General features: G+C 62.2%; 24 protein-coding genes. 16 read left to right on the top strand and 8 right to left on the bottom strand.

Going from position 1 to position 25863, the window contains the following annotated elements:
* Positions 1 to 69: 69 nt before the first annotated feature.
* A complete protein-coding gene (gene purN / locus AB4Z38_RS04700; protein WP_441428624.1) occupies positions 70 to 642 on the bottom strand; it encodes a phosphoribosylglycinamide formyltransferase in 573 nt (190 codons plus the stop codon).
* A 38-nt stretch (positions 643 to 680) separates the two neighbouring features.
* Between purN and AB4Z38_RS04705 the strand changes: the two genes are divergently transcribed.
* The gene (locus AB4Z38_RS04705; RefSeq protein ID WP_441428625.1) at positions 681 to 1103 is read left to right on the top strand and encodes a hypothetical protein; all 423 of its coding nucleotides are present in this window, start codon (positions 681 to 683) and stop codon (positions 1101 to 1103) included.
* A 30-nt stretch (positions 1104 to 1133) separates the two neighbouring features.
* Here AB4Z38_RS04705 and AB4Z38_RS04710 read toward each other — a convergent pair whose 3' ends face one another.
* Positions 1134 to 2465 (bottom strand): cell division protein PerM, encoded by a 1332-nt coding sequence (locus AB4Z38_RS04710; protein ID WP_441428626.1) that lies wholly within the window; start codon positions 2463 to 2465, stop codon positions 1134 to 1136.
* Between the two features lie 322 nt (positions 2466 to 2787).
* Between AB4Z38_RS04710 and AB4Z38_RS04715 the strand changes: the two genes are divergently transcribed.
* Positions 2788 to 3252, top strand: coding sequence for a DUF4383 domain-containing protein (locus AB4Z38_RS04715; protein ID WP_441428627.1), 465 nt, complete (start codon positions 2788 to 2790; stop codon positions 3250 to 3252).
* 152 nt (positions 3253 to 3404) lie between these two features.
* On the opposite strand, the gene AB4Z38_RS04720 is transcribed toward AB4Z38_RS04715, so the two are convergent.
* From AB4Z38_RS04720 to AB4Z38_RS04735, 4 genes are all read right to left on the bottom strand, one after another.
* Positions 3405 to 4157 carry a maleylpyruvate isomerase family mycothiol-dependent enzyme gene (locus AB4Z38_RS04720; protein ID WP_441428628.1) on the bottom strand — a complete coding sequence of 251 codons (753 nt, stop codon included), beginning with the start codon at positions 4155 to 4157 and terminating at the stop codon, positions 3405 to 3407.
* Positions 4157 to 4981, bottom strand: a complete 825-nt coding sequence (locus AB4Z38_RS04725; RefSeq protein ID WP_441428629.1) for a fumarylacetoacetate hydrolase family protein — start codon at positions 4979 to 4981, stop codon at positions 4157 to 4159. Before AB4Z38_RS04725 ends, AB4Z38_RS04720 begins: the two co-directional genes overlap by 1 nt.
* On the bottom strand, positions 4978 to 6126 hold the full coding sequence (locus tag AB4Z38_RS04730) for a cupin domain-containing protein (RefSeq protein ID WP_441428630.1): 1149 nt from the start codon (positions 6124 to 6126) through the stop codon (positions 4978 to 4980). The genes AB4Z38_RS04725 and AB4Z38_RS04730 overlap by 4 nt, the downstream gene beginning before the upstream one ends.
* A 225-nt stretch (positions 6127 to 6351) precedes the next feature.
* Entirely contained in the window at positions 6352 to 7152 is an 801-nt protein-coding gene (locus AB4Z38_RS04735; RefSeq protein WP_441428631.1) for an IclR family transcriptional regulator, read from the bottom strand.
* A 47-nt stretch (positions 7153 to 7199) separates the two neighbouring features.
* Here AB4Z38_RS04735 and AB4Z38_RS04740 point away from each other — a divergent pair, with 47 nt between their 5' ends.
* The 6 genes from AB4Z38_RS04740 to AB4Z38_RS04765 all read left to right on the top strand — a co-directional run bounded on the left by AB4Z38_RS04740 (position 7200) and on the right by AB4Z38_RS04765 (position 13748).
* A complete protein-coding gene (locus AB4Z38_RS04740; protein ID WP_441428632.1) occupies positions 7200 to 8525 on the top strand; it encodes an MFS transporter in 1326 nt (441 codons plus the stop codon).
* The gene (locus AB4Z38_RS04745; RefSeq protein WP_441428633.1) at positions 8518 to 9783 is read left to right on the top strand and encodes an FAD-dependent oxidoreductase; all 1266 of its coding nucleotides are present in this window, start codon (positions 8518 to 8520) and stop codon (positions 9781 to 9783) included. The genes AB4Z38_RS04740 and AB4Z38_RS04745 overlap by 8 nt, the downstream gene beginning before the upstream one ends.
* Before the next feature lie 109 nt (positions 9784 to 9892).
* Entirely contained in the window at positions 9893 to 11329 is a 1437-nt protein-coding gene (locus AB4Z38_RS04750) for a flotillin family protein (RefSeq protein ID WP_441428634.1), read from the top strand.
* Positions 11330 to 11337: 8 nt separating this feature from the next.
* Positions 11338 to 11574, top strand: a complete 237-nt coding sequence (locus AB4Z38_RS04755) for a hypothetical protein (RefSeq protein WP_441428635.1) — start codon at positions 11338 to 11340, stop codon at positions 11572 to 11574.
* A 123-nt stretch (positions 11575 to 11697) separates the two neighbouring features.
* Positions 11698 to 13035, top strand: a complete 1338-nt coding sequence (locus AB4Z38_RS04760) for an AAA family ATPase (protein WP_441428636.1) — start codon at positions 11698 to 11700, stop codon at positions 13033 to 13035.
* Entirely contained in the window at positions 13032 to 13748 is a 717-nt protein-coding gene (locus AB4Z38_RS04765) for a retron system putative HNH endonuclease (protein WP_441428637.1), read from the top strand. Before AB4Z38_RS04760 ends, AB4Z38_RS04765 begins: the two co-directional genes overlap by 4 nt.
* A 170-nt stretch (positions 13749 to 13918) precedes the next feature.
* Here the strand turns inward: AB4Z38_RS04765 and AB4Z38_RS04770 are convergent, their stop codons facing one another.
* Positions 13919 to 15811: a polysaccharide deacetylase family protein gene (locus AB4Z38_RS04770; RefSeq protein WP_441428638.1), complete on the bottom strand. Its 1893-nt coding sequence runs from the start codon at positions 15809 to 15811 to the stop codon at positions 13919 to 13921.
* 343 nt (positions 15812 to 16154) lie between these two features.
* Between AB4Z38_RS04770 and AB4Z38_RS04775 the strand changes: the two genes are divergently transcribed.
* From AB4Z38_RS04775 to AB4Z38_RS04810, 8 genes are all read left to right on the top strand, one after another.
* Positions 16155 to 17408 (top strand): glycosyltransferase family 4 protein, encoded by a 1254-nt coding sequence (locus AB4Z38_RS04775; RefSeq protein ID WP_441428639.1) that lies wholly within the window; start codon positions 16155 to 16157, stop codon positions 17406 to 17408.
* On the top strand, positions 17405 to 18844 hold the full coding sequence (locus AB4Z38_RS04780; protein ID WP_441428640.1) for a UDP-glucose dehydrogenase family protein: 1440 nt from the start codon (positions 17405 to 17407) through the stop codon (positions 18842 to 18844). Before AB4Z38_RS04775 ends, AB4Z38_RS04780 begins: the two co-directional genes overlap by 4 nt.
* 280 nt (positions 18845 to 19124) lie before the next feature.
* Positions 19125 to 19391, top strand: coding sequence for an uberolysin/carnocyclin family circular bacteriocin (locus tag AB4Z38_RS04785; protein WP_236816065.1), 267 nt, complete (start codon positions 19125 to 19127; stop codon positions 19389 to 19391).
* A gap of 25 nt (positions 19392 to 19416) precedes the next feature.
* Positions 19417 to 19956 (top strand): hypothetical protein, encoded by a 540-nt coding sequence (locus AB4Z38_RS04790; RefSeq protein ID WP_441428641.1) that lies wholly within the window; start codon positions 19417 to 19419, stop codon positions 19954 to 19956.
* 10 nt (positions 19957 to 19966) lie between these two features.
* Positions 19967 to 20575, top strand: a complete 609-nt coding sequence (locus AB4Z38_RS04795; protein WP_441428642.1) for a hypothetical protein — start codon at positions 19967 to 19969, stop codon at positions 20573 to 20575.
* A gap of 36 nt (positions 20576 to 20611) precedes the next feature.
* Positions 20612 to 21019 (top strand): hypothetical protein, encoded by a 408-nt coding sequence (locus AB4Z38_RS04800; protein ID WP_441428643.1) that lies wholly within the window; start codon positions 20612 to 20614, stop codon positions 21017 to 21019.
* Between the two features lie 6 nt (positions 21020 to 21025).
* Positions 21026 to 22555, top strand: coding sequence for a hypothetical protein (locus AB4Z38_RS04805; protein ID WP_441428644.1), 1530 nt, complete (start codon positions 21026 to 21028; stop codon positions 22553 to 22555).
* Positions 22507 to 23148: an ABC transporter ATP-binding protein gene (locus AB4Z38_RS04810; protein ID WP_441428645.1), complete on the top strand. Its 642-nt coding sequence runs from the start codon at positions 22507 to 22509 to the stop codon at positions 23146 to 23148. The genes AB4Z38_RS04805 and AB4Z38_RS04810 overlap by 49 nt, the downstream gene beginning before the upstream one ends.
* A 22-nt stretch (positions 23149 to 23170) precedes the next feature.
* Here the strand turns inward: AB4Z38_RS04810 and AB4Z38_RS04815 are convergent, their stop codons facing one another.
* Complete coding sequence (locus tag AB4Z38_RS04815; RefSeq protein WP_441428646.1) at positions 23171 to 25513, bottom strand: LuxR C-terminal-related transcriptional regulator; 2343 nt, start codon at positions 25511 to 25513, stop codon at positions 23171 to 23173.
* Positions 25514 to 25863: the final 350 nt, after the last annotated feature.

The following is a 25863-nucleotide window of genomic DNA, read 5'->3' on the forward strand; positions in this document are numbered from 1 at the left end:
TCGCATTAGATGTCGTTTTGAGCCGTCATAACGACAACAAATGCGAGTCAGTTGGGGCCGAAGGAGGACTCAGGCGTGCTTTCCCGCCGCGAGCTCTGCGAGGGTCCGGACCAGGAGCCTGCGCTCCACCACCTTGATGCGTTCGTGCAGGGTGTCTTCGGTGTCGTCCGGGGCGATTTCGACGGCTTCCTGGGCGATGATGGGCCCGGTGTCCACGCCGGCATCGGCCCAGTGGACGGTGCAGCCGGTCACTTTCACGCCATAGGCCATGGCATCGCGGACTCCGTGGGCTCCCGGGAAAGCGGGCAGCAGTGCGGGGTGGGTGTTAAGGTACTTGCCGCCGAACGCGTCGATGAATTCCGGGCTGACAATCCGCATGAAACCCGAGGAAACCACGACGTCCGGATCGTACGAGGCAACGGCTTTGGTAAGCGCGGCGTTCCAATCGGCCCGGTCTGCGTAGTCCTTGAAGTCCACAACGAAGGTGTCCAGTCCGGCCTCGGCGGAGCGTTCCACGCCGTAGGTACCCCGCCGGTCGGCTCCCACGGCTGCGATCTCAACGTCCAGCTCTCCCGCCTTCACGGCGTCGATTACTGCTTGGAGGTTGGAACCGGTGCCGGAGACGAGGACAACAATGCGCATTGCACTAGCTTATGGCTGGCTCGCGTAGGCTGGAAAACATGAATTCCGGCGTTGGACCCACCCCGCAGCATCAGCCACAGAGCGAGGCTGCCAAATCAGCGCTTGCCGTTACCCAAACGCTGTTCAGGACATTCCTGCTGACCGTGCTTGGCGCCATCTTCGTCTACATCCTGAACATCAGCTACGTCTGGCTCAGTGCCATCCTCACCGCCATCGCGGGGGTGCTTGGAGTGGTGGTCCTCGTGCGGGCCATCCGGTTCAAGCAACCGCGCATCGTTCTGTTTGGCACCATTTCCGGGCTCGTGGTCACGGCCATCATGTGCTTGCTGGTGATCACCGCCGTCGTCTTCTTCCAACAGATCACCACCTTGCAGAACTGCGCACGAGGTGCCCTGACGCTCCACGCCCAAAACTCGTGCCAGGTGGATTTCCAGAACTCCATCCCCTCCGGATTGCGCTAAGCGGGGCGCAAGCCAGGTGAGGCGGGCACCTTAGCGGCGGTCGCCGTCGTACACGGAATCGTCGAGATCCGCTTCGCGGAGCTTCTGCCGCCTTTCGAGCCACGGCCCCACCCAGTAACCGATCACGACGCCGATCCCCACCTCCGCGGCGATCCAGGCTGCCGTCCACCGCGGGTCCGGGCCGATCTCGGTGAGGCGACCGATTCCGGCTGAACCACGCGCCAGCCAGGCGAGGCCTCCGGCCAAAGCCCCGGCCACAGCCCCGATGAGCGCGCCAAGGATCAGTGTGGAAACAGGAGCCGTGAACCAGCGCGCGTTGATCTTGATGGAGAGCCATTCGTCGAAATGGTTCTCCCCCGCGCGCAGGAACCACCAGCCCGCCAACAGACCGGCGATCACCGGAAGGGCAAGGGCCGCGGCGCCAAAGCCGAGCTGCCCGGTGGGCAGCGCACCGAAAACAGGAATCGCAGGCAGGGGCCCGACGGCGGTGCCCAGCGGCCCGACGTGTGAGCCGACACCGAGGGAGAACCCGGCGCCGGAGGACCAAGCCAAAGTGAAAACCGCCAGATTGGGCAGGTAGCCGAGCTGGGCGATGGTCAGGACGCCGCCGCCGAGGGCCCCGGCTTTCAGGCCTTCGTAGACGGCGATGATGTCCGTCCAGTGCATGACAAGGTCGACGGCGAGCAGCATCGCCGAGAGTGTCATGGCGGCCATGATCGCCACGAATCCGGCCTTCATGGCGGAGCCGAAGTAGGAACCCGCCCAACGGGAATGTTGGCTTGTGCGTGCGAGCCAGTCGACGGCGTCGACGCCAATGAGCCTGCTCCAGGAGCCGGACTCACGCCGGGCACCCACCACCATGCCAAGGCCGAACGGGATGAGCGGCAGTAATGCAGCGAACCAGATGTTGATCACGACGTCCTGCGTGCGGCACACGAATCCGGTGGCCGCGCCGAACGCCCCGTAGACAAGCAACGCTCCGAAGAAGGCCTGCCACAGCTGGTCCGTGTAGGAAGCCCTGGCCAGTCGGCGGCCCGCGCGCCACGCCAGGAGGAAGGGAACCAGAGTCAGTCCGAGTGGGATAAGGGACAGCACCCCGGAACCCGGTAGGCCTGCGGTTCCCATGTTGACGGTGGCAAGCTGCAGCGGCACGCCGTGGACGAGGAGCCAGGTTTGGCCAGCCAAGCGTGCCAGGAAATCGATGGTGTGGTTCTGGAATCCGTCGGTTGCCCATACGCCGATCAGCGGCAGGACCACCACGAGTGCCGAGATGATGGCGGCCTGGGCCGACTCAAGGGCACCCTGCAGCCACAAAGGCATGGGCAGGCCATGGTTACCGGTCTGATCAGCGCGCAGTTTCATCGTGTTCTATCGTGCCACGGCGTGCCCCGCTCCCCCGGCAGGCGCCCGCACGGCCCGCAAATCCACCAACGCCCGCTCACTTATGGTGCGCGAATGCCAAACGCTCCTGCACGACCGCCGCGCCGCCGTCGTTTATGTGAGCGGGCGTCGGCAGGAAACCCGACATATGTGAGCGGGCGTCGGCAGGAAACCCGACATATGTGAGCGAGCGTCGGGGCCCGTCGGGCCCGCCTAGCCGCCGGGGCGCTGCCGATCCCCAGCGCTTTTTGCATATGTCAGACGTAAAATTGGATTGTTCGCAAGAGGTGGATGGAGGGCATAAATGACTACCGCAACCCCACATGCACATGGTGTTCACTTTGGACGGACGGACATCCAGAACATCGGCATGGGTGTAGGTACTCTGATGGCGCTGGTGGGTCTTCTCGGATTCATTCCGGGCATCACCATGCGGTACGGGGAATTGCAGTTCTTCGGGCCAAATTCGCACGCAATGCTCCTGGGCGTGTTCCAAGTGTCGCTGCTGCTTAACATTGTGCAGCTGCTCATCGGCGGAACCAGCTGGGCGATGTCCCGCTCGGGCGGCCATAGCGCACGCAATATCCTGATGAGCTTCGGTGCCTTGTACATCGTGTTCAGTGTGTACGGACTGAGTGTCGGGGTTGATTCGGCGGCCAACTTCCTGTCGCTGAACACGCTCGACAACTGGACGTTCATGGTCTTGGGCATCCTGATGGCCGCCGCAGGCTGGATGTTTTCACGGCATCTGGCTGACGACGCAAAATAGCCCATTCAAGCCCGGATTAAGTTAGCCCGGGATTACAGGAGCCGCCGATGGTAGGGTCTACAGCCAAATCTGAATAGTCATACAAGCGGTTGGTGCAGTTCCTGCGGTGAAGAAGCCGGGGGCTGTGCCAACCTTCTTTGTGCCCGACGCCGTCAGATCCACTTGGGTGCCGCCGGCACCGGCCCAGCGATATCAAGTCCCTCGGGGTCCGTCCCAGCGACCCCGCCGGTCCCGCGCCCGGTAGCCCATTGGACGACGCCGGCGAGCGGCCCGGCGACCACGACGGCCGCGTCCGGATCGCCGAACGTAAGGTCCGTACCCGCGACCCTGACCAACAACCCGGTATCGGTGCCGCGGACGGACCAAGCGGACGTGATGTCGCGCAGCAGCCGTTCCAGTACAGACGCCGGGATGTCACCAAACGATGCTCCGTTGTCGAGGTCCACGGCATGCACCCAGACTTCGCGGGTGCGCATCCAGACCGTCTCGGTTGCGGGGACTTCCCTGCCCTGGATGGTCCGGACCGTGTGGTGCCACGCGTCCTCGGGCAGGTCCCGCCATTCCACGCTCAAGTGCACGGCGGAGTGGTCGAAGAGGTTCCGCAACGCGATGGGAGACAGGGTGGCGCCGAAGTTGATCTCCTCATCCCGCACCGCGGCAGAGGGATACATCGGGTTCTCGACGCCGGTCGAGGCCCATTCAACCAGCCGGGCGATGGCCCGGGCGTTGTAGCCGATGTGTGCTACAACGTGGCGGCGGCTCCAGCCGGGAAGCAGCGAACCGCCGTCGAGCTCGGCATCGGAGAGTTCATTGAGCTTGCGGGCGAAAAACGCGGTCCCCCGCCGGGCCTGCAGCAGCTGTTCCTGCAGGCCCGGATCGCTAGTCAGGTCGTGGCGGGCGACCATCAGGCTTCCTTGACCACACGGTTGTTCAGCTGCCCCAGGCCTTCGATGGTCGTGACCAGGAGCTGGCCTTCCTGGAGGTAGCGCTTCGGGTTCTGGGCGTGGCCCACACCACCCGGCGTGCCGGTCGCGATGACGTCGCCAGGGTTCAGCGTGATGATGGTCGAAATGTAGGACACCAGGAATTCGGGGGTGAACACAAGATCCCCGGTGGGGGTCTGCTGCTGGATCTCGCCGTCCACCGCGGAGGTCATCAGCGGCCCGGCAGCGAACTCGTCCTTGGTGACCAGGGCCGGCCCGAACGGCGTCGATTTCTCCCAGGTCTTGCCCTGCAGCCACTGGACGGTGCGGAACTGGTAGTCACGCATGCTGATGTCGTTCAGCACCGAGTAACCGGCGATGTGATCGGCCGCGTCGGCTTCTTTGATCCGGCGCCCCTTCTTGCCGATCACGACGGCGAGCTCGGCCTCCCAGTCCACGGTGTCCGATTCCTGCGGCAACGCCAGATCGTCGTTCGGACCGATCAGCGATTCCTGGTACTTCGCGAACAAGGTGGGGTATTCCGGGATTTCCCGGCCCATCTCCTTGATGTGGTTGCGGTAGTTGTGCCCGACGCAGATGATCTTGCCTGGTGAGGGCACGACGGCGGCGAGGTCGGCGCCGTCGTACGCGTGCGTTGCGCCGTTGGCCGCCTCCGCGATGGCCGCCCAGGCGGGTTCCTGCAGGAGGGCGCCCACGTCGGAGAAGCCGTCGATCTCGGTCAGGGTGCCGCCATCCTGGCGGACAGCCGCGGTACCTGCAGCGGTACGGAGGGTGAGGAGTCTCATTTGTTGCGTCCTTCGATGTACGTGCGGTTGAAATTCAGTCGTTCGAAAATAGGGGCATCGCTGAAGCGGAAGAGGTCGAACTCGCTCTCTGCCTGCAGGGACCATTCCTGCCAGGACGGGACCACGAACAGGTCGCCCTTCTCCAGGACCTTGGACTCCCCGTTCAGTATTACGGTGCCGGTGCCGTCGAAGACCTGCCAGACGCTCGAGCCGACCTCACGCAAAGCCTCCGCGGAAGCGCCAGCCCGCAGGCGGTGGAACTCCGCGCGGATGGTCGGCATGACGTCCCCGCCGGTGGTCGGATTCGAGTACCGGATGGCGGCGTGGCCTTGGGACACCGTGGCGGGGTGGCCCTCGTCCTCGAGAAGCAATTGTTCTCGCAGGGCGGCGTCGGTGTGTTCCCAACGGTAGGCCGCGATCGGGGAATTCACCGTGTCCTGCAGCCCGGACAGCGGACGCAGGCCCGGGTGGGCCCAGAGCCGCTCCGAGCGCGAGACGTCCGGTGTGGCCTCATCCGTAACCCGTTCGGTGCCGAATTCGAAGAACCCGGCGTCGGCGTAGTGCACGAACGGAATGTCCAGTCCGTCGATCCAGGCCATCGGCTGGTCTGTGTCGTTGTGGTGGCCGTGGAAGTTCCAGCCGGGCGTGAGCAGGAAATCGCCGCGGCGCATTGCCACCGGGTCCCCGTTCACTACGGTCCAGACGCCTTCGCCCTCGACGACGAAACGGAACGCGTTCTGCGAGTGGCGGTGCTCCGGGGCTGTTTCGTGCGCGCCCAGATACTGGATGGCCGCCCACAGCGTGGGCGTGGCGTACGGCGTACCGGCCAGGCCAGGGTTGGCCAAAGCGATGGCACGGCGTTCCCCGCCACGGCCCACCGGCACCAGGTCACCGGCACGGGCAGCCAGCGGGTACAGATCATTCCAGCGCCACACGTGCGGCACGGCCTTCGGGGACGGCACCATCGGCATCAGGTCCGCGATCTCGGTCCAGAGCGGGATCAGGTTCCCGGCTTCGAAGTCGCGGTACAACTGCGCAAGCTGCCTGGCTTCCTCGGGCGTCGGCTCCGGAACCGCGTGCGCTGTGCCAACGGATTGATCAGTGGCAACTGATTCATGTGTTGTGCTATCGGCGCTGATGGACACAGGGGCCTCCTTGAGGGGTACGGGACAGTTTTGGCGTACTCCAGACCCTAAGGAAGCCCTCGAGTGATCTCCAGCATATTCTGCTAGCCAGAATCCGCTGGCCCAACTGGTCCCCACCGCCACCCTCGCCTCGCAAGCTCGGCCAGGGAACCCTGGCGGCGTGGGCCCAAGCAGATGTCGTTATAGGCCTTCAAGACGACATCTATTGCGAGTCAGTTGAGTGGGTTACAGCTCGGGTTCGGCCGGATTCGCCGCAATGTCGAGCTCCAATTGGCGCTGGGTTTCGCGCAGGATGCCCACGAGTCCGCTGTCGAAGAGCCTGCGGAACCTTGCCACGGGAGTCGCGACGCTCAGGGCACCCACCGCAACGCCGTGCTTGTTGTGGAGGGCCACCCCAAGGGCACTGATCCCTTCCTCGGTGCCCTCGAAATTCGCGGCGAATCCGTTGCTCCGGATCGTCTCGAGCTCGCGCAGGAAAGCCGGATATTCGGCGTCGGGAATGCTGTCACCGCCGATCTCCGCATTGTGGCTACGGAACAATTGCTCGATCATGGCGGGCTCCAGCTCGGCCAATAGTGCCTTGCCGCCCGAGGCCTTGTTCGCGGGCAGTACGGTTCCTTGCCGGTCGCCTACCCGCAGGGCGTTGGTCCCCTCCACCGTGGCAAGGAACCTCACCTTGGTACCCACGCGAACCATGAGGTTGACCGTCTCGTTGATCCGGCCGCTCAGGAGTTCCATGTGCGGCTGGGCGACCGTGCGCAGCAACCGGGTCCAACTGAGTCCTGCAGGGCCAACCCCCATGGCCGGCCCGGGCACGTAGCGGCGGGTCTCGTCCTGGACCGCGAACCCCCGGTAGACCAGCATGGCCAACAGCCGGTGGGCAGTGGACGGGGCAACCCCCAACTCCGCGGCGGCATCCTTGAGCCGCAGGCTGCCGCCGTCGCGCAAGAGCTGGAGGAGTTGCAGGGCGTTGTCCACGGCCTCAATGGAATAGGCCGGTTTCTTGCGGGATGGAAGATTCTGCACGACAGAATTCTATTGGTGACAACGAGAGGCTGCCACACAGTGGTGGGATGAATCACACACCATCCGCGGCAGCGCCGGAGCGGACCCAACACGGCGTTCCCCACCTCCCCAAGGCCTCCACACGGTTCTCCAAGCGTTCCGCCGCCGCTGTGCTGGTCTGCTGGTTGCTCGTGGTTTTCGACGGCTATGACCTCATCGTCTACGGCACGGTGCAATCGTCCCTCATCACCGACACCGGCTGGGGCCTCACCAAAGGCACGGCCGGAACGGTCGGTTCGATGGCGTTCCTGGGCATGATGATCGGAGCCATCTTCGCCGGCCGGATGTCGGACAGTTGGGGCCGCCGACGAACGATCATCGCGTGCGCCGCGCTGTTTTCGCTCTTCACCATCCTGTGCGCCTCCGCACCGAACGCCTTCGTCTTCGGGGGCTTGCGCTTGCTGGCCGGCATCGGCCTGGGCGGGCTTGTCCCCTCGGCAAATGCCTTGGTCGCGGAACTGGTCCCCGCCAAATGGCGGTCCACCATCGCCACGCTGATGATGTCCGGAGTGCCGATCGGCGGCTCGATTGCCGCGTTGGCAGGCATTCCGCTGATTCCCGCATTCGGCTGGCCGGTCATGTTCCTGGTGGCCGCAGTGGCCCTGCTCGTGGTGGTTCCCCTGGGCATGCGCTTCCTCCCTGAAACCCTCCCGGAGACACTCCCGGAAACCCTCCCGGCCGCAGAGAATCCGAAACAAACAGTGGGCTTCAAGTCCCTGCTCAGGGCCCCGTACCTCGGCATGAGTCTGCTGTTCGCGATCTCCACCCTCGTGACGCTCTTTGCCTGGTACGGCCTGGGCACGTGGCTCCCGAACCTGATGCAACTGGCCGGTTACAACCTCGGATCGGCCCTGACCTTTGCGCTGGCACTCAACCTCGGTGCCGTCGTCGGCTCGGTGGCCACCGCTTGGGCGGGAACCCGCTTCGGTCCCATCCCGACGGCGATCGCGGCAGCCGCCGTCGCCGCCGTCGCGCTGGCCGTACTGGTGGCGGGTCCGCCCGTGGGGCTTGTCTACGTCATGTTGGTGCTGGCAGGGGTCGGAACCCACGGAACCCAGTGCCTCATCATCGCGGCGGTGGCCAGCCATTACCCGGCGCATTTGCGGGGCACGGCGCTCGGCTGGGCGCTCGGCGTCGGCCGCATTGGCGCGGTCGCCGCTCCCCAGGTAGGCGGCCTGCTGCTGGCGGCCGGGCTGGGCGTCAACTCGAACTTCCTGGCATTTGCCGGGGCGGCCGCCGTCGCGGCCATCCTGCTCGGCATCATCGGCACGAAGATCAAAACCGCGAAAATCCAATCCAAAAGCACCACCTCTATAGGAGCAAGCAATGTCTGACCGCAAACCGTCCACTGAAGTCCTCGTCGTCGGCGGAGGGATGGCTGGCCTTGCCGGCGCCCTGGCCCTCCGCGCAAACGGCGCCGGGGTGACGTTGGTTGAGCGGGCCCCGGAATTCGGCGAGGTCGGCGCGGGACTGCAGATGGCCCCCAACGCCTCCCGAGTCCTGAAGCGTTGGGGCCTCCTCGAGAAGGCGCTCGAGATCGGCGTCCGGCCCAAGCACTTGGTGTTCCGCGACGCCCTGACCGGTGCGGAACTCACGCGTCAGACCCTCGGGGGCGAGTTCGAAGAGCGCTACGGCGCCCCGTACGTAGTCATCCACCGGAGCGATCTGCACCGGATCCTCCTGGAGGCCTGCCAGGACGCCGGCGTCCGGCTGGTCAACAACGTCGTCGTCGAGAAAGTCGAGACCGTGAACGGCCGCGGCACGGCGCACACGTCGAGCGGCGACGTCTACGAGGCCGACGTCGTGATCGGCGCCGACGGCCTCAAGTCCACGCTCCGCGCCGCCGTCGCGCAGGACGGGCCGGTGTCGTCGTCGTACGTCGCCTATCGCGGAACTGTGCCCATCACGCCTGTGACCCCCGCAGCCGATCTCGAAGACGTCGTCGTCTACCTCGGGCCGGACTGCCACCTCGTGCAATACCCGCTGCGCAAGGGCGAACTGCTGAACACGGTGGCTGTTTTCAAGTCGCCCTCGTTCGAGCGCGGGGAGGAGCAGTACGGTGGCGTCGACGAACTCGAGGCCGCTTACAAGGACTGCGTTCCGGCAGTCCAGCTCGCGTTGCGGAACCTTGCGACCGGCATCCGCTGGCCCATGTACGATCGCGATCCCATTGAGAACTGGATCGACGGCCGCCTGGTTCTGATCGGCGATGCCGCCCACCCGATGCTCCAGTACTTGGCCCAGGGAGCCTGCCAGGCGCTTGAAGACGCCGCGGTCCTCCAGGACTCCACCGTCGGCTCCGTGTTCACCGGCGACGGCGTGGACACCGGTGCTTGGGACCGCGCGATCAGCGATTTCAACTCAGCCCGCGCAGCGCGCACGGCCCGCGTCCAGCGCACCGCGCGCGTCTGGGGAGAGTCCTGGCACGTGTCCGGCGTCGCGCGCATCTTGCGGAACCTGCTGTTCACGAGCCGCAAGGACGGCGACTTCCAGTACAACGACTGGCTGTACGGCCAGTCGGGCGACGGCGTCCCCGCGGTTCCAGCGGACGACCCGGCGAGGACTGCGTCGTTGGCGGGAACGCACGCCTAGCAGCATCCGTTGTGTCAATTGTAGGTAAACAAATTGCTGGACTCCTGGAGCAGACCACCGCAGACTGACTACACGAGCCGCTTGGGTGCTTGCCGTTGAAAGGACAGTCATGTTCGACCTCGTTGCTTATCTCCCCCTTCTTGTCACCGTATTGGGGGTAGTTGTCGCCGTTGCCGTCATTAGGCTTCTCATCAAATTGATGTGGAAGGTGGCTGAACCAAACGAGGCACTCATCATTTCCGGCTTGACCCGCGGAAGTGTGGACACCAGGGACGGAATGGATTTCAAAATCGTCACCGGCAAGGGTGCTTTGGTGGTCCCCGGGCTCCAAACCGTGCGGACTTTGTCCTTGACCCTCAATGAAACTGAGCTTCAAGTCAACTGCGTGACCTCGCAAGGTATCCAGGTGATTGTGGAGGGCGTGGTCATATACAAAATCGGTGACGCTGCGCCCTTCATTGCGAACGCCGCGAGGAGGTTTCTCGGCCAGCAACCCAAAATGCAAAGCCAGGTCTACAACGTCTTTGAGGGGCATTTGCGCTCGATCATCGGCAGCATGACCATGGAAGAGATCATCCGCGAGCGCGACAAACTCGCTTCGCTGGTCCGCAGCGCGAGCGGTATTGAAATGGAAAAGCTTGGCCTGGTGGTTGATTCCTTGCAGATCAAGGATCTCCAGGACCCCACGGGCTACATCCAGAACCTGGCCAAGCCGCACATCGCACAGGTCAAAATGGAGGCCCGCATCGCCGAAGCCACAAGGAACCGCGAGGCCGCGGAGAGGGAAGCCGAGGCAGCTGCCCAGATCGCTGATGCCCAGAGCCTTTCGGCGATCAAGCAATCAGCGGCCCAAGCCAATGCCGAGACCGCCAGGGCCAATGCCGCGCAGGCAGGTCCGTTGGCTGATGCCACGGCACGCCAGCAAGTGGTGGTCCAGGAAACCGAAGTGGCAAAGCTGGAGGCCGACCGCGAGGAGCAGAAGCTCCAGACGTCCATCCGCAAGCCTGCCGATGCCAAGGCGTACGCCCAGCGGACCGAGGCGGAAGCCCAAAAGGCAGCAGACATCAGCGGGTCCGAGGCGCGGGCACGGCGAACGGAGCTCGAGGCCCAGGCAAACGCCCGCAAAGTGGAAGTCGAAGCGCAGGCCAACGCCACGGCCGCGGCCGCCATCGCGGGAGCTACAAGGATCACCGGTGAAGCCGAAGCGGCAGCCACCAAGGCCCGGGGTGACGCTGCAGCCTCCGCCATCAAGGCCAAATCCTTGGCGGAAGCGGACGGCATCAAAGCCCGTGCCGAGGCGCTCGGAACCAACCAAGAGGCCGTTATCTCCCAGCAGCTTGCCGAGAACATGCCTGCGATCGTGGCAGCCGCGGCTGAACCGTTTGCCCACGTCGGTAACCTGACGGTCCTCAACGGTGGCGAGGGCCTCAACAGCATGGTGGGTGGGATCCTGTCCCAGGTGGGCAACTACCTGCCGTCGATCACAGCTGCGCTCAAGAACGGCAAGGAACCGGCCAAGCGGCCCACCAAAGCCCCTGACGCATAGGGAAACCGATGCACAAAGAGGTTGATAAGAGCCTGACGGGCAAAATCGGCAGGGTTACGGGTCGCATCGGGCCGGGCACTGTGGGGGAAGTGATGCTGCCGTTCCACGGCGGCACAAGCGCCTTCCACGCGCATCCATTCGACAAAAGCAGTGTTTTCAACGTGGGTGACGAGGTGCTTGTCATCTATTACGAGCCGCCCGGGACAGTATTCGTTGACGAGCTGCCGGACGTTCTGAGGGCATGAGCTCGCTGATCCATCCCCCGACAAGCTTTCAATACCCACAACCAACACCCTGTTCCCAGCCCTGTGTTCTGAGGACTTCTTGACCGGTTTGACCCTTGGGGCCACTTCGTGGAGACTACGGCTATGGCAGCAGCTGCAGGTGGTTATCAGCCCAGATACAGTGATCCAACGTCGTTCAAGCGACTACAGATTGAACCATGGCGGCAGTTCAATGCACTGGAACTCGACCTGAGCCGACCGCTCACTATCATTACCGGCGCCAATGGCACCGGTAAAACAACGCTGCTGGCAGTGATCGGAGTGCACTTCAATTGGCCTATGCAACTTATCGGAACCCCGGTTCTCGACGATGAGGGGCACCTTCGCTTCAAGCTGGGCACTGACATTCCGGCGGAAGTTGTACCGCCGGAATATCTTGCAGGGCCAGTGGCATTTCCCGCTCCTCACGGCTATGTTTCACCCCCGGCGTCAATAGTCGGCGCCCTCGGCTATGAGAACGGTGTTCAAGCCGAGCTCCGCGTACCCGAAGGCCCAAACGCACAATTCAGTGTCCTCTATCAGAACCAGCAGACCGTCGAAGGCGTCTTCCTAAATTCACATCGCAGCATTAGTGCGTATCAGGCTGTGGTTTCGATACCCGCTAAATTCTCGCCGGCGAGAGAACTTCTTGAGAACTTCATCAACGAGATTAGATCTCGCTATTTCGGGACCAACTCACAAAAATCCAGCATGCTAATCATGAAAGAATCGCTATTAGCCGCAGCAATATACGGCGAAGGAAACTCTTCCGTCATTGCCGATGGCGACGCTCGAGCCGTATGGGAGGGTTTTCAAGAAACGCTTCGACTGCTACTGCCATCAGAACTCGGTTTTCAACGGCTAAGAGCAACACCACCCGAAGTTCTTCTAATCACAAAGACGGGCGACTTTACCGTTGATTCGTTGTCTGGCGGTCTCAGGGCGGTATTCGAGCTAGCATGGCAAATCTTCCTTCGCTCGCACAACATGGACCAATTTACCGTTTGCATTGATGAACCTGAAAACCATCTGCACCCTGCGCTCCAGCGATCTTTGATGCCTAACTTGATGAAGGCTTTTCCGAAAGTCAAATTCATCATTGCTACACATAGTCCGTTTATTGTCAGATCAACTGATGATGCGAATATTTATGCCCTTGATTACGACGAGTCGAATCGAGTGACAGCCAATCTTCTGAATTTGTCCAACTCCGGTCTTACTCCCGAGGACACGCTGCGAGATGTCCTCGGTCTTGAGAGCACGCTCCCCATTTGGGCGGAATCAAAATTCAATACCATTCTGGCGACATTCACTTCCGCCGCACCAACAAGCGAGACGATCAGTAGTCTGCGAGATGCCCTGATGGAAGCTGGCCTGTCTACCGAGATGCCGCTTGCGGTAGATAAGATCGTAGGTCTTGGCGGGAGTCGACAGAAGAGTTGAGGTCACTTCAGAAACTGCCCGAACCTGATATTCTAACCAGAAATAAAGACGCATGGACAAGAAGCTATGCTGAGGCAATTTCTAGCAATTCCAAGGCCCCGAATCATTGGACCCACTCCGAGATTCGCAAACAGCTTAACGCCGAGACCGACCGAAGATGCGCGTACTGCGACAGTCATATCGCTAATGTTGCCCAGGCGCACATTGAACACTTTCGACCGCGTGCAAAGTATCCCGAACTCGTCGTTGCATGGGATAATTTGACCATCGCTTGCCCTAGGTGCAACAATCAAAAGCGCGATAAATTCGACGAAGATCTCCCTTTTATAAATCCGCTCCACGACGACCCGACAGCTCACTTCATCTTTTTTGGCGATGTTATCTTCCCGGCGGGAAGCAATAGGGCAATTCATACGATTAATGAAATCGGACTTAATAACGATGATTTGGTCGCCGCCAGGAAACGGCGCATTATAGGCATCACCCGCTTGGTTGACGCGTGGCGCAAGGCTGAGAGCGTACTCAAGGAGGGAATCCTTGAGGAGATATACAGGGAACTCCATGCGGGTGAGCACCAAGCCACCGTAAAAGCGCTTTTGCTAACGTCAGGGATATCTTTATCAAATACCCGGAAAACGATCACGGTTCGCACATCGACGCCGATAGTTTCGACTTTGAAGCCGGCCGGTGAGTTTCCGGTCGCGACCTCTTAAGCGTCCTGCGTGCGTCCAAACGTTTTCTGGTCTTGGCCTCTCTTCAGTTGGACCTGATAATCATGTTGACGAGCTGCCGGACGTTCTGAGGGCTACCAAATAGAGCCGCCCGACAAAACCTGAGGGCGGCTAGTTAGCCGCCCTCAGCCCGGTAGTCACTGATGGATTACTCAGCCCAGCGGCGGGGCTCCCACGGTGTCAAACATGGCGTAGTCGTCCGTGGTGACTGTGCCGTTGTTGAACAGGCTCAAGCCGAAGCTAACTGCAGTGGCCCCGGCGGGGAGTGCCGGCGTCGTGAAGTTTGCCTGTGTGTAGGTGCTCGCGGCAGCCAGCCACGGACCGGAGGTCCAATACACCCAGTTGTTTGAGGCGTCACGATAATACAAGGCAAACTGTGTGACGGCCGTGGAGGTGTACCAGACACGCACCGAGTAGGTGTGTCCTGCCACGCCCGCAGGTGGGCAGGTACTGGTGTCCATTGTGGGAAGCAGTTTCGCGTCACCGCTGGAGTATCCCGTGATGGTGAGTTTCTCCGCTTTGGTACCAGTGTGTGCGGTAGCAACCGTGCTGAACGTAGCCGTGTTGGTGCCATATCCACCGGCCTGCCAGCACTGCGGGAACGAGCCCGTACCGGCCGTTTCAAGGCTGGGGTTTTGTACCAGGTTGCCGCCGGCTGGTGGTGGCGGCGGAGGCGGTGGCGGCGTGCCGACGTCGAACATCTCGTAGTCATCCGTGGTCAGCGTGCCGTTGCTGAACAGGTTCAAACCGAAGCTGATGCCGCTCGCGCCAGTAGGCAGTGGAGGCGTTGTCCACGCGGCCTTTTGAAAGGTCGTGGCCGCTGAGAACCAAGGGCTTGACGTCCAATACTTCCAAGAGCCCACGCCGATCCGGTAGTAGAGCTCGAACTGGGTGCTTGTGGTCGATTTATACCAGGCACCTATGGAATAGGAGTTCCCAGGTGTGGCTGTAGGTGAGCACCCTCCTAGGTCAAGGGTAGGCAGTAACTTCGCATCGCCGTCGACATAGTTTGTGACCACCAGCTTTTCTGCCACGTTCCCGGTGTGTCCCGGCCTGACGGTGGAGAAGGTCGCCGTGTTGGTGCCGTAGCCTGCTGCGGCCCAGCACTGCGGAGCCCCGCCGACCAAAGTTTCAAGGCTTGGGTTCTTGACCAAGTTTCCAGTACCCTCCGGCGGTGCCGGCGGTCCCGAGACGAGCGGCTTGACGGTTCCGCCGATGACTTGCCTCACCGTCTTGACGGTTGTGGTTGCAGGGCGGGCCTTGAGCCACGTGGCGAATTGGTTGAAAAGAGTCGGTGTGATGTTCAGCGGGTCCGTACTGGTGGAGGAAATGTGGTGGAAGGTGAGTTGCACCCATCCGCCTGCGGGCTCGGCCTGGGTGACAGACTTTTGCAGGTCTGCCAGGGTCCAGGTGTTGTCCACTTCATCCGGGGCAGCCGTGTTGTACGGGTTCGCCGGTGGGATGGTTTCCGCGAGAGGGCAACCAGCACAACTGAACCGCGTCTTGATGTCACCAAGATTGCGGGCGCTGTTGAGCCCGCAGTTCTTCACGATGGTCTCGATAGAGGCGTTCTCGGCAGCGAAGGGATACGCGAAGTCAGTGATCGTGAATCCAAGGTTGCTCAGGTTCACCCTGTCGTTGCAAATCTGGCGAGTTGCCTCATCCGCCGTCACGGTGGTCAGATCGGGGTGGGTAACGGTGTGGCCGGCAATCTCATTGCCCTTCGCCACAAGGCCCTGCATGTCGCTTGTCGTCAGGTAATTCGGGTTGTTAATGAATCCGGACGGCGTGAAGAAAGTACCTACCAGGCCCAGGCTCTGCAGGGTCTGCGCGGCGTTGAGTTGGTCGGCATTTGCGTCGTCAAAAGTCAGTGTCACGACGGTGGGATTGGCAGCTTGGGCTGCCGGTGCGGTGATGCCGGCCGTGACACCGGCGAAAGCAAGTACCACCACAACGGTGGAGAACCACGTAAACCATTTACCGGGGATCGTCCTTTTGAACGTCCGGTGCTGGTCAACCCGGTCAGTAAGGTTGAAGAGTTTCATAGGGTCTGGCTCGGTTCTAGACAACGGCCTGGTCGGGACATGCGGGCGGCGCGGGGTGATTCACCCAGCGCTGTTCAGCACGTGAGGGCGCGCCGCCCAGTCAGTGCCCTCTTGCCGAAATACCCCGGTGCCCGGGACAAGCCCCAGTCATGGCCACGAGGTTCATTACACAGTTGTCACCCTAAATCGGGTGCATAGTGGCGAATAAGAGTAAGTTCTACCCGTTTTTCCATCGCTTAGGACCCTCCACTCGGAGCACCAACATCAATTTGTTAACCAAACCTTCCCCCTACCGTCACGCCCATTCCCCCGCTTCGCCAACCTCCGCGCACACCGTGGAGGGGTGAGGATCGCTATCGTTGCCGAATCATTCCTGCCGCTCATGAACGGGGTAACCCACTCCATCCTGCGGGTGCTGGAGCATCTGCAAGAGCGCGGCGACGAAGTGATGGTGATTGCGCCGTCGACGTCGGACACTGCTGTCTCGGACGTCGTGAACGGCGCTTTTGTCCACCGCCTTCCTTCCGTGCCCCTGGCCGGATACACAAATGTGCGGGTGGCGTTGGGCGGTGTGAGCCGGGTCAAGAGAATCCTTGCCGACTACGCACCGGACGTCGTCCACCTCGCATCCCCTTTCGTCCTTGGATGGCGGGCTGTGCAGGCTGCGCACCAGCTCGGCATCCCCACGGTTGCCATCTATCAAACCGAGGTCCCCAGCTACGCCGCCCGGTATGGCCTCCCCATGCTGGAGAACTGGGCATGGAACCGGGTGGACAACATCCATCTCCGTGCAGACCGGACACTGGTCCCGTCCACGTTCGCGCTCAACCAGTTGCGCGGCCGCGGGATCTTGAGGGTGGGCATGTGGCGGCGCGGTGTGGATACCGCGCGGTTCTCCCCCACCAAGCGCTCGACGGCGTGGCGCGCCTCCGCGGCGCCCCACGGCGAGCGCATCATCGGCTATGTCGGCCGCCTCGCGGTGGAGAAGCAGGTGGAGGACCTTGCCGTGCTGGCGGACCTGCCGGGAACCAGGCTTGTCATTGTGGGCGACGGTCCGCAACGCGCTGCCCTCGAAGCAGCCCTGCCGAACGCCTTCTTCACCGGGTTCCTGGGCGGCGACGAATTGGCCCAAGTCGTGGCGGGCCTTGACCTCTTCGTTCATCCTGGCGAGTTCGAAACGTTTTGCCAGACCATCCAGGAGGCTATGGCCTCGGGTGTTCCCGTCGTGGCCACCGGCCGCGGCGGTCCCCTCGATCTCGTGGAAAACTCGCGCACCGGCTGGCTTTACGAGCCGGGAGACCTCGAGCAGTTACGCGGCTACGTGCAGGACCTGGTGGGCGACGACGCCAAGCGCCGTGCATTCGGAACGGCGGCACTCGCTTCGGTCCAAGGACGGACGTGGCCGGTTCTGAGTGCCCAACTCGTCGAGCATTACGAGGCAGTGATCGCCGGTGAGGAGCTTGTGGAGCCTGCGCCTGCACCCAGCCACCCGGTTCAGGCGGCCGGGTTTCAGGCGGCCGAGTTTCAGGCGGCCGAGTTTCAGGCGGCCGAGCCCGCCATCATTTCCGTGACTTCCAGCAAAGGACTTCCCGCATGAAAATCTCCGTTGTCGGCTGCGGCTACCTTGGCGCGGTACATGCCGCCACGCTCGCGTCGATGGGCCACACCGTGGTGGGCATCGACGTCGATGCACAGAAGGTGGCCCACCTGAACAAGGGCTTCGCTCCCTTCCACGAACCCGGCCTTGATGAACTTCTGCGGGACGGCTTCGCCACCAAACGGCTCACCTTCTCCGCCGATTTCGCCGATGCCGCCGACGCCCGGACGCACTTCCTCTGCGTGGGCACCCCGCAGTCCAAGACCTCGGATACCGCGGACCTCTCCTACGTGATCGCAGCCACGAAGAGCCTCCTCCCGCACCTGGCGAGGGGCGCCGCCGTCGTCGGCAAATCCACCGTTCCCGTGGGAACAGTGGACATGCTCCGCGGCATCCTCGCCCGCAGGCCGGATGTCCTGCTCGGTTGGAACCCCGAATTCCTGCGCCAGGGCACGGCCGTGAAGGATTCATTGGTACCGGATCGTTTGGTGTACGGCGTGCCGGGCGGCAAGGACTCTGCCGCCGGCGCTCCGGTCACGGCTGCGCTCGACGCCGTCTACGAACCGCTGATTTCCGCCGGGATCCCTCGGCTGGTCTGCAACTTCGCGACCGCCGAGCTCATCAAGTCCGCCTCCAATGCGTACCTCGCCACGAAACTCAGCTTCATCAACGCGATCGCCGAGCTTTGCGACGCCTCAGGGGCCGACGTTACCGAGCTCAGTGAGGCGATGGGCCTGGATCCGCGCATCGGCAACCGGTACCTGCACGCAGGACTGGGTTTCGGCGGCGGCTGCTTGCCGAAGGACATCCGCTCGTTCCGCGCGCAGGCACAAGCGCTGTCCGTGCCTTCCCTTGATGAGTGGATGGGCGTGGTCGATTCCATCAACCTGGGCCAGCGCGCCCGCACCGTGGACGTGGCCCGTGAAATGTGCAAAGGTTTCCTGTCCGGCCGCACCGTCACCGTCCTGGGCGCAGCCTTCAAGCCGGACACCGACGACATCCGTGACTCCCCCGCCCTCGACGTCGCCCTCCAACTGGCCGCGGCCGGCGCCCACGTTACCGTGACCGATCCCAAGGCCATCAACAATGCTTGGATGCGCTACCCCCAACTCCGTTTCGAAGCGTCCACCACCCGCGCGCTCGAAGGCGCTGAATTGGTGCTGCTGCTCACCGAATGGGACGAATACCGCGCGCTGTCACCTGCCGCTGTCGGCTCGCTCGTACGACGCCGGATGGTGCTGGACGCGCGGAACGTCCTGGACGCTCGGGTATGGCAGGCGCAAGGCTGGACGATTCGCGGGCTCGGAACCGGCTCCCGGTCCGAGCCTTCGGAGCCGGTTACTGAAGTCAAACCTCCTGTCGTTCCCGTCGAACCGGTCAACACTCGGCCGTTCATTGTCGGTTCTCCGGCCAAGGCACCGTCGACGCGACGGTAGCTTTGCTTGGGCGCGGCCGTGATGAGCGGCCGCGGGAGGCCCTCCGTGTTTTCCCCGAAATACACGTAGACGGGCCTCCGGGCACACGGAGATCCGGCTAGTTCACACTGAGAAACGGCCTTTGGCACACGGATTTTTCCGTTTTTTACACGTAGACGCCAATTTCACGGAGAGAATCTGAATCGTGGATGGCCTTCCTTTTGGAGGGGCACCACTATTCAAGGCCAGCGATACCCGTTGGCCGTTCTACTCGAGAAATGGGGTTGTAGTGGAATCAACAATGACGAAAAGGACCGGGCTTCAGGCTGCGGCAGCGGCGGCGCTGGCGGTGGTTGGCATCTTCGGTGCGAGCCTGGCCGTTTCATGGATCGCGGGGTCCCTTGGCATCTCTGCCGCGGCGGCGTCCCAGATCATGCACGCCATCGAGGTCGGAGGCTGGGCTCTCGTTGTCATCGGCACAATATTCGGGGCGGGAATCACGGGTGCCCTGATCGCAACGGCTCGAAGCATCCTCTTCCGGATCGGCCGGGCGCAAGCGGTCGCCTAACTCGATGCTTGCTAAGACAGCACGCGTGCTTGGGAGCATCCCTGGATGGTTGCTCCCAAGCACGGGCTTGGCCATGGCGGCCATAGCCGTCTTCGGCTACTCGGCCGTGGACTTGTCCTGGATTCGGGACGCGAGGGACATGGGTGGGAGCCCCCTCTACAGCAAAGATTTCCTCCAGATCCTCGGGCGGAACGTCGGCGCGGCCTTGGTGCTGTATTCCGGAGTCGCGACCCTTGGGCTCACTACGCTCATCGGAGCCGGAATCCTGGCGCTGTATGTCGGGGCGACGGTATCCCTCGGAGTGCATTCCGTCGGCGGTGCCGGCCTGGTTGCCGACGTCATTTGGTATGTCCCGTTCGAATTCTTCGGCCTGGTGATGGCGGCGACCGCTGGATTCCAGCCCGCCGCCGGCCTGGCTCGCAGGCTGCTGATGAAGAACGAGCCCGCAACCCTGAGGTCGTTCATCGACGACATGGCCCGTTCCCTCGGCACTTTGCTCATTGCCGTCGCCCTGATAGTCCTCGGTGCCGCCATTGAGGCCATCGTGATTCAGCTAAAGACCTGAGGAGGATTTCATGACCAGCACGGAAGACGGCCGGGAGTCCGAGACTGTCATCAGCGTCGCGAAGGTCGGAAAGTTGCGGCCCGAGCCAACTGCAGCCAAGGAATGGGTTTCCACGTCCCGCGGTCTGTGGATCGCGGGCTACATTCTGCTGATGGCTTTGGTAGCCCTGCGGCTTCCCCTGACCAGAAAGTATCTCAACGCAAACGTTCCGGCGGACGTGCGGTCGGAAATCGGGGACGATCGCCTGCTAAGTCTCTCCATGACCGTCGGCACCGTTTTGTTCTTCCTTGTCTACGCGGTGATCATCGCTTTGTACTTCTCCCTCGCCGCGTTCCTGGACAAACGGGTGATCCCGGGAAAATCGGTACTCGCCGGCAACGTCAATATCGGGGCATTCTTTGTGATCGCGATTCTCGCCACGATCCCCGTGAATCTATTCAGCGTGGTGTTCGGAGTCATCCAACCGCGGGAAGTCCCCGGATATTGGGCCTATTTCCCGTCGATGGCCGTACTTGCCCTGGCGATCTTCTACCGACATTGGCGCGGGTTTTCCACAGGCAGGAAGATCCTCGTTGTGCTTTCGGCCATGGCTCTGTCAACAATAGTCGCCATCGGCTGACCTCCATCAACCACCACCCACGGACAGAAATTCTCAATGACTACTCAGCTCTACAGCATTCTTCTACGAATCGTGGGCCTTATGGTCGCTGCGTTCTCCGGCATTTCCCTCGGCCTCATGTGGGCCTCTCCTGCCCCGGAGGGCCTCAACAATATCGATCCACTCGCCCTGAAGAACACGACCGTCACCTTGCTTCTCGTCTTCGGCGTGTCCACACCCCTGATTGCGGCCTTCAGCCCGGCCGGGAAATGGCTACCGCTCAAAGCGGCCGTTTTCGCCGTCGCCGGTTTCGCCAACGCGGCTGCCCTCAGTCCTGTAATAGTCGTCCCGTTCCAGGGAACGACGTCGGCCGTTGCCGCCGTCTGTGCGCTCGGGCTTGCGGTCCTCACCATTGTGGCCTTCATGGACTCGGTCCAGAAGAAGAGTCCGCGGAGCAGGTTCTAGGCGCTGATGGGGACCAAAGTCTCTCCCGTCGACGTCACAGGCCAGGTGTCGAACACCAGGGTCACTGCCGCATCGGTCCGGCGGTCCGATTACCGGATCCTGCGGGACTTCCGGGCGTTCGAAATCGTCAATGCGATGCGTTTGCCGCTCACGCTGGATGGCTTCAGGGCCCTCGCGATCTTCGGATCGATAGCCTTGGTCCTGCTCGGAACAATGGTGTTCGCGTCCACGATGTCTGTTCTCCGCGACGGTCCGCTCCGCCATGACACGGCCGCTGTGCTCAATTGGGGATTCCTGGCGATCCTCTACTCCGCTGTCGCGACAGTGCTCACCGAGGTAGTTTCAAGCAGACGGCTGGCAGTCTCCGGCACTCCGCACTTGGAGCTCTTCCGGGCGATGGAACTTCCCCTCCCGCAGGTTGTCGTGAGATATGGTCTGGTTCCGGCACTCCGCCGTACAGGCATCCTTTGGTATTCGGCCGCGGTATTCCTCGTGGTCTTCTTCGAGGAATCGTCGAGCTACCTCAGCGTCGTGGCGGCATCGGTCTCCGTCCTCACTCTCGCCTCCAGTGCGTGCGCCTATTGTGTTCTCCATTTCGCTTCAACACCTGCACAACGGATGGGCCTCCGTTGGTTGTACTGCCTCCTGGCTCTCATCCTCGGATTGTTGCTCGGGGCTGCCACCGGCTTTCTCCTGCCTCAGCTCTCCCGGATCGACAACCTCGCCGGGGACCCCTCGCGCTTCCTTCCGGCGTTGTGCTTGCTAGCGGCCGTCACGTGCGGGATATTGATCCTCCTGAGCATCCGCGCGTGGCGCAGCCTCAGCTACCGCAAGATTTCCCTCGCCACCGAACGCGGCGGCAGTCAACGAGCGGTGACAAACTTCGGGCTTTTCGTTGTTACCGATCTGTTGAGCAGTAAACAGGGCTCGGTGATCACCACCATCGTCCTCGCCTGGATCGCCGTCGTTGGCGTCCTCTTGGGAGCCAGGGGCATCCTCCCCCTGCACTCGGCTCTCGGCATAGGGGAACTGCACAAATCCTTGGTTGGTATTGCCGTGCTCCTGAGCTTGGGTGTCACGGAACCGATGCTCTATCGGATCGGGCCCACAGCGAAGCTTTACCACTACCGCTTTGCGTGGGAGAACGGCGTCTCCGCCACTGCGATCATTGTCCGGCTCGTCGGGATCTACGTTATGGCGGGGGCGGCCATCGCTGGGCTTGTTTTCTTGGCGGCACTTCTCGCCTTGGACATTCCGGCTCTCGGTGCTGTACTCGCGGGCATGATCGTCGCAGCGTCCGGAGTCGTCGCGGAATCGCTCTCCCGTCCACCAACCACCACTGACGGCACCAAATCCAATGACGTGATGGACGGCCTCTTCACGCTCCTCCTGATTTCGCCTTGCTCGCTCGTCCTTGTTGTCAGCCCTGAGTTCAGCACCCTGCTGTTGTTGGGCTATTCCATTCTTCTGATCCTGGGAGCCGCCTTATGCCTGCACCAACGTCTTTCGAGGCTTCGCTCGAAATTGATTCTGTAACCGCCGGCTACCGGCAAGGCTCACCCGTCCTGGACGGACTCAGTCTTAGCATGAACGAGCCGGGGCTCTACCGGGTGGCCGGCAGCAATGGCAGCGGGAAATCGACGCTCCTGGAGCTCATCAGCGGATTCCTCGAACCGTGGGCCGGAAGCGTTCGTCTTTGCGGCATCGACGCCGGCTCTCCCGACGCGCGCCACGTGCGGAGCGTCTGCCGTACGACGCCGGCGCTCTACCCCTCCATGACCGTTCACGACCATCTGGCTCTTGCGGCCCGCAGCCGTCAGGTCGGCCCGGAGGCCGGGCTCGCCCGACTGGCCAGATACGGATTGGAGGACTGGGTGGAGCAGCCCGTCTCCATGCTGTCGACGGGCAATATCCGCAAGCTCTGGCTGCTCATGTGCACTGTCGCCGATACCCCTGTGGTCGCCATCGATGAACCTTTCAACGGTATGGACGTTCGAGGCATCGAGGCGCTGATCGACGAGCTCGGCGAGTGGGCACAGCACAAAGTAGTGGTCCTTATCTCCCACACCGTTCCGGAGCAATTAGCCGTTAGGCATTCCTTCGTCTTCAAGGAGGAAAGTGGAACGTGATAGATCGAAGCCCACACGCTGCTCACTCGGAAAGCCGCTTCTCGCGGAACGGAGACGAATCCCGGACAAGGTCAAAGAGGGCGGTGCGGGAGGGGCTTCCTGTCTTGCGCAGCGCGTTGGAGATGTGGCTTTCCACGGTCCTGATACTGATTCCCAGATGCTCGGCGATCTCGGGGTTCGAGCGATGACCGGCGAGGGCCGCTATCTCGATTTCCCGGACCGTCAGGGGCGAGTAGCTTCCGGAGCTAAACGCGACGGGTTCATCCTCCGACGGAAATCGTGTCGCGAACATCGAGTACGCCCGGTCCATCGCTGCCGCGCCGATCGTATCGTCCACGAATGCATACCGCTTGAAAGCACCGCGGAGCAGCATCCGTACCTGGTAGAAATCGACGTCGGGCTCGTAATGCTCGAGCAGCACGCCTAGCATCTGGTGGTCGTCCCCCACCACCGCCGTGGCAATTGCCAAAAGCTGATCATGCGAAATGGAGGGATACTCCTTCAAGGTCTGCCGAAGGAGTTCGAGAACCTTCCGGCCCGGGAGAAGGCACGTGAAGAAAAGCGCGGAATAGGTCGCCTCGAGGACATAGCCGCGTTCGAGCTGCCGTTGAATGAGTTTCGCGGCCTTGCCGTCGAATACAGCAGGGATGAGGGGACGCGCGGCGACGAGTTCGTACACTCCTCTCGCGGTTCCGGGGAGTGGGCCGATGTCTTCAGCTTCGCGCCTCGCCTGGGTGGCAAGGGTCGACGCAGGCAAGATCGCGGACGTCGCCGTCCTTAGCCCTGCGAGCCTAAGCATGGCATCGTGGAGGGAAGCCACCAGGAAGCCTGGCCGCCCCATGGCAAAGACACTGCCCATGAGGTACTCGGCATCGTCGAAATAGCCGCGGTAGATCAGGGCTTGGGCAGCCACATACGTGTTGGAAACCATCCCGAATTGGTCCAGGTTGCGGCGGGCTTCTGCGCGCTGGTCAAGCGCAAAGACAATTGACTCCTCGATCCGTCCCGAGCTGAACAAAGCCATTCCACGGATGAACGGTTCGATTCCCGGGATGCCTCTTAAGCCGCCTGAGGTGTCGATGGCTCTGAGCGCGGCGGAAGGGTTGAATCGGTAGAGTTCCAGGATGCCTCGGATGCTGGATATGACGCCGCTTTCAGGGTGACGATCGTGCAGCCGAGCGAAGGTTTCGTCGAGATTCTCCGGCATTCGGTCGTAGGACGCCACGAGGAAAAGCTCCGCCGCTTCGGCTTCAGCGGACCATTTGGGACGTTCCTCCCCGAAGCTCCTGAGGGCGCCGGCTGCAGAATCCAGTCCTTTGCCTTTATGGATCGCCCAAAGCGCTTTGGTAAATGCCAGGAACAGGAGATCGCACGATTCTCCCTCCGAGGTCAACGTCTGCGCGATCACGCGCTCAATTCTCGATGCGTCAATGGGCGAACCCCAGTAGACGCTCAGGAGTGCGACCGCATTCGATACCGATCTGTCGGCATCCCACAGCTCGTAGCGCTGGCGCTCCAGGACGGAGATTTGCTCATGAAAATGTCGCGCCGCGGCGGCATCGTCGGAGCTCCGTTCAAGGCGCAGCGCGGCCAGGACCCTCATCAACGAATCCGCTGAGTTGAGGTCAATGCGGGGTTCCTGCGGCAAACCACTGAGGGCTCGTGTTATTCGACTCTTCAGGACCCGCCTGCTCGTGAACACCCTTTGACCGCGGAAATAGTCGGCGAGGACCGGCGGGGTGATCGAAGCGCAGACAGTGTTGTGGAGATCTTCCGTGACGGAAATGAGGCCGCGCTGTTCGAGCCTGTCGAGAACGTCGGAATGTACTACCTGTTGCAGTACATCGAGGGGCGTCGTCCCGGCGATGGCCATGGCATGAAGGCCAGTGAGTTCGTCGGGTTCAAGTCCTTCGAGGAGAGATTCCACCGTGCCATGGAGGTGCTCGTTCCACAGGGTGTCGCCTGTCATGTGCCATTGACGATGTCGAAGGACAATCAAGCCACTGAGGGAAGCAGTTTCCGCGATGCGAACCACAAGCCGGGGGTTCCCCGCCGATTTCGTCAGGATCCGCGCAGTGGTGTCGGCGTCCGCAGGAGCTCCCAGGATCTCGGTGAGCAGCTCGTTCACCTGCTCGTAGCGAAGCGGACTCAGGTGAACCCTGGCTTCCGGGCCGGGGCTGAGCACCGCAGGCTGTGCCATCGAGTAGATGGAAGACTCGCTCATGGTGACGATCATGGGCCGTTTCGTCCGGCGCCGGACGGCGTCCAGAACCGCTACAGTCTCCGTGTCGACGAACTCGAGGTCATCGACTACAAGCACGCGCTCCCCTGGCCTCGAGAGTCGGCTTGCCAGGGTGTCAGCCACACCTAGAACTCCCAATTGTCCTATTCGAATATCCAGGCTCAGGCTATGTATTCCACCAAATGGAATTCCGCGATGTGAGCGGAGTCCCGAAATGGAGTAAACCGTTGCTCCAGTGTTTTCCAGATCGGCGATAGCCTTTTGCGCGACACTCGTCCGGCCGCTGCCAGGCGCACCGACAATTCGAACCATCATTCCGCGAGCAACGTAGTCCAGCGTTCGCCGAACTTCCTGATCGAACACTCGCGATCCAACTTTCTCTGACGCGCTGATCCAGCACTCTCCGGGCCCTAGGTGGTGCGAGGTCCAGACGATTCAACTGTCTCCTGCCCAAAGCCGGGCGTTGGCAGGCG

Origin of the sequence: Arthrobacter sp. 2RAF6 (genome assembly GCF_052115205.1) — a bacterium.
Classification (GTDB): domain Bacteria; phylum Actinomycetota; class Actinomycetes; order Actinomycetales; family Micrococcaceae; genus Arthrobacter.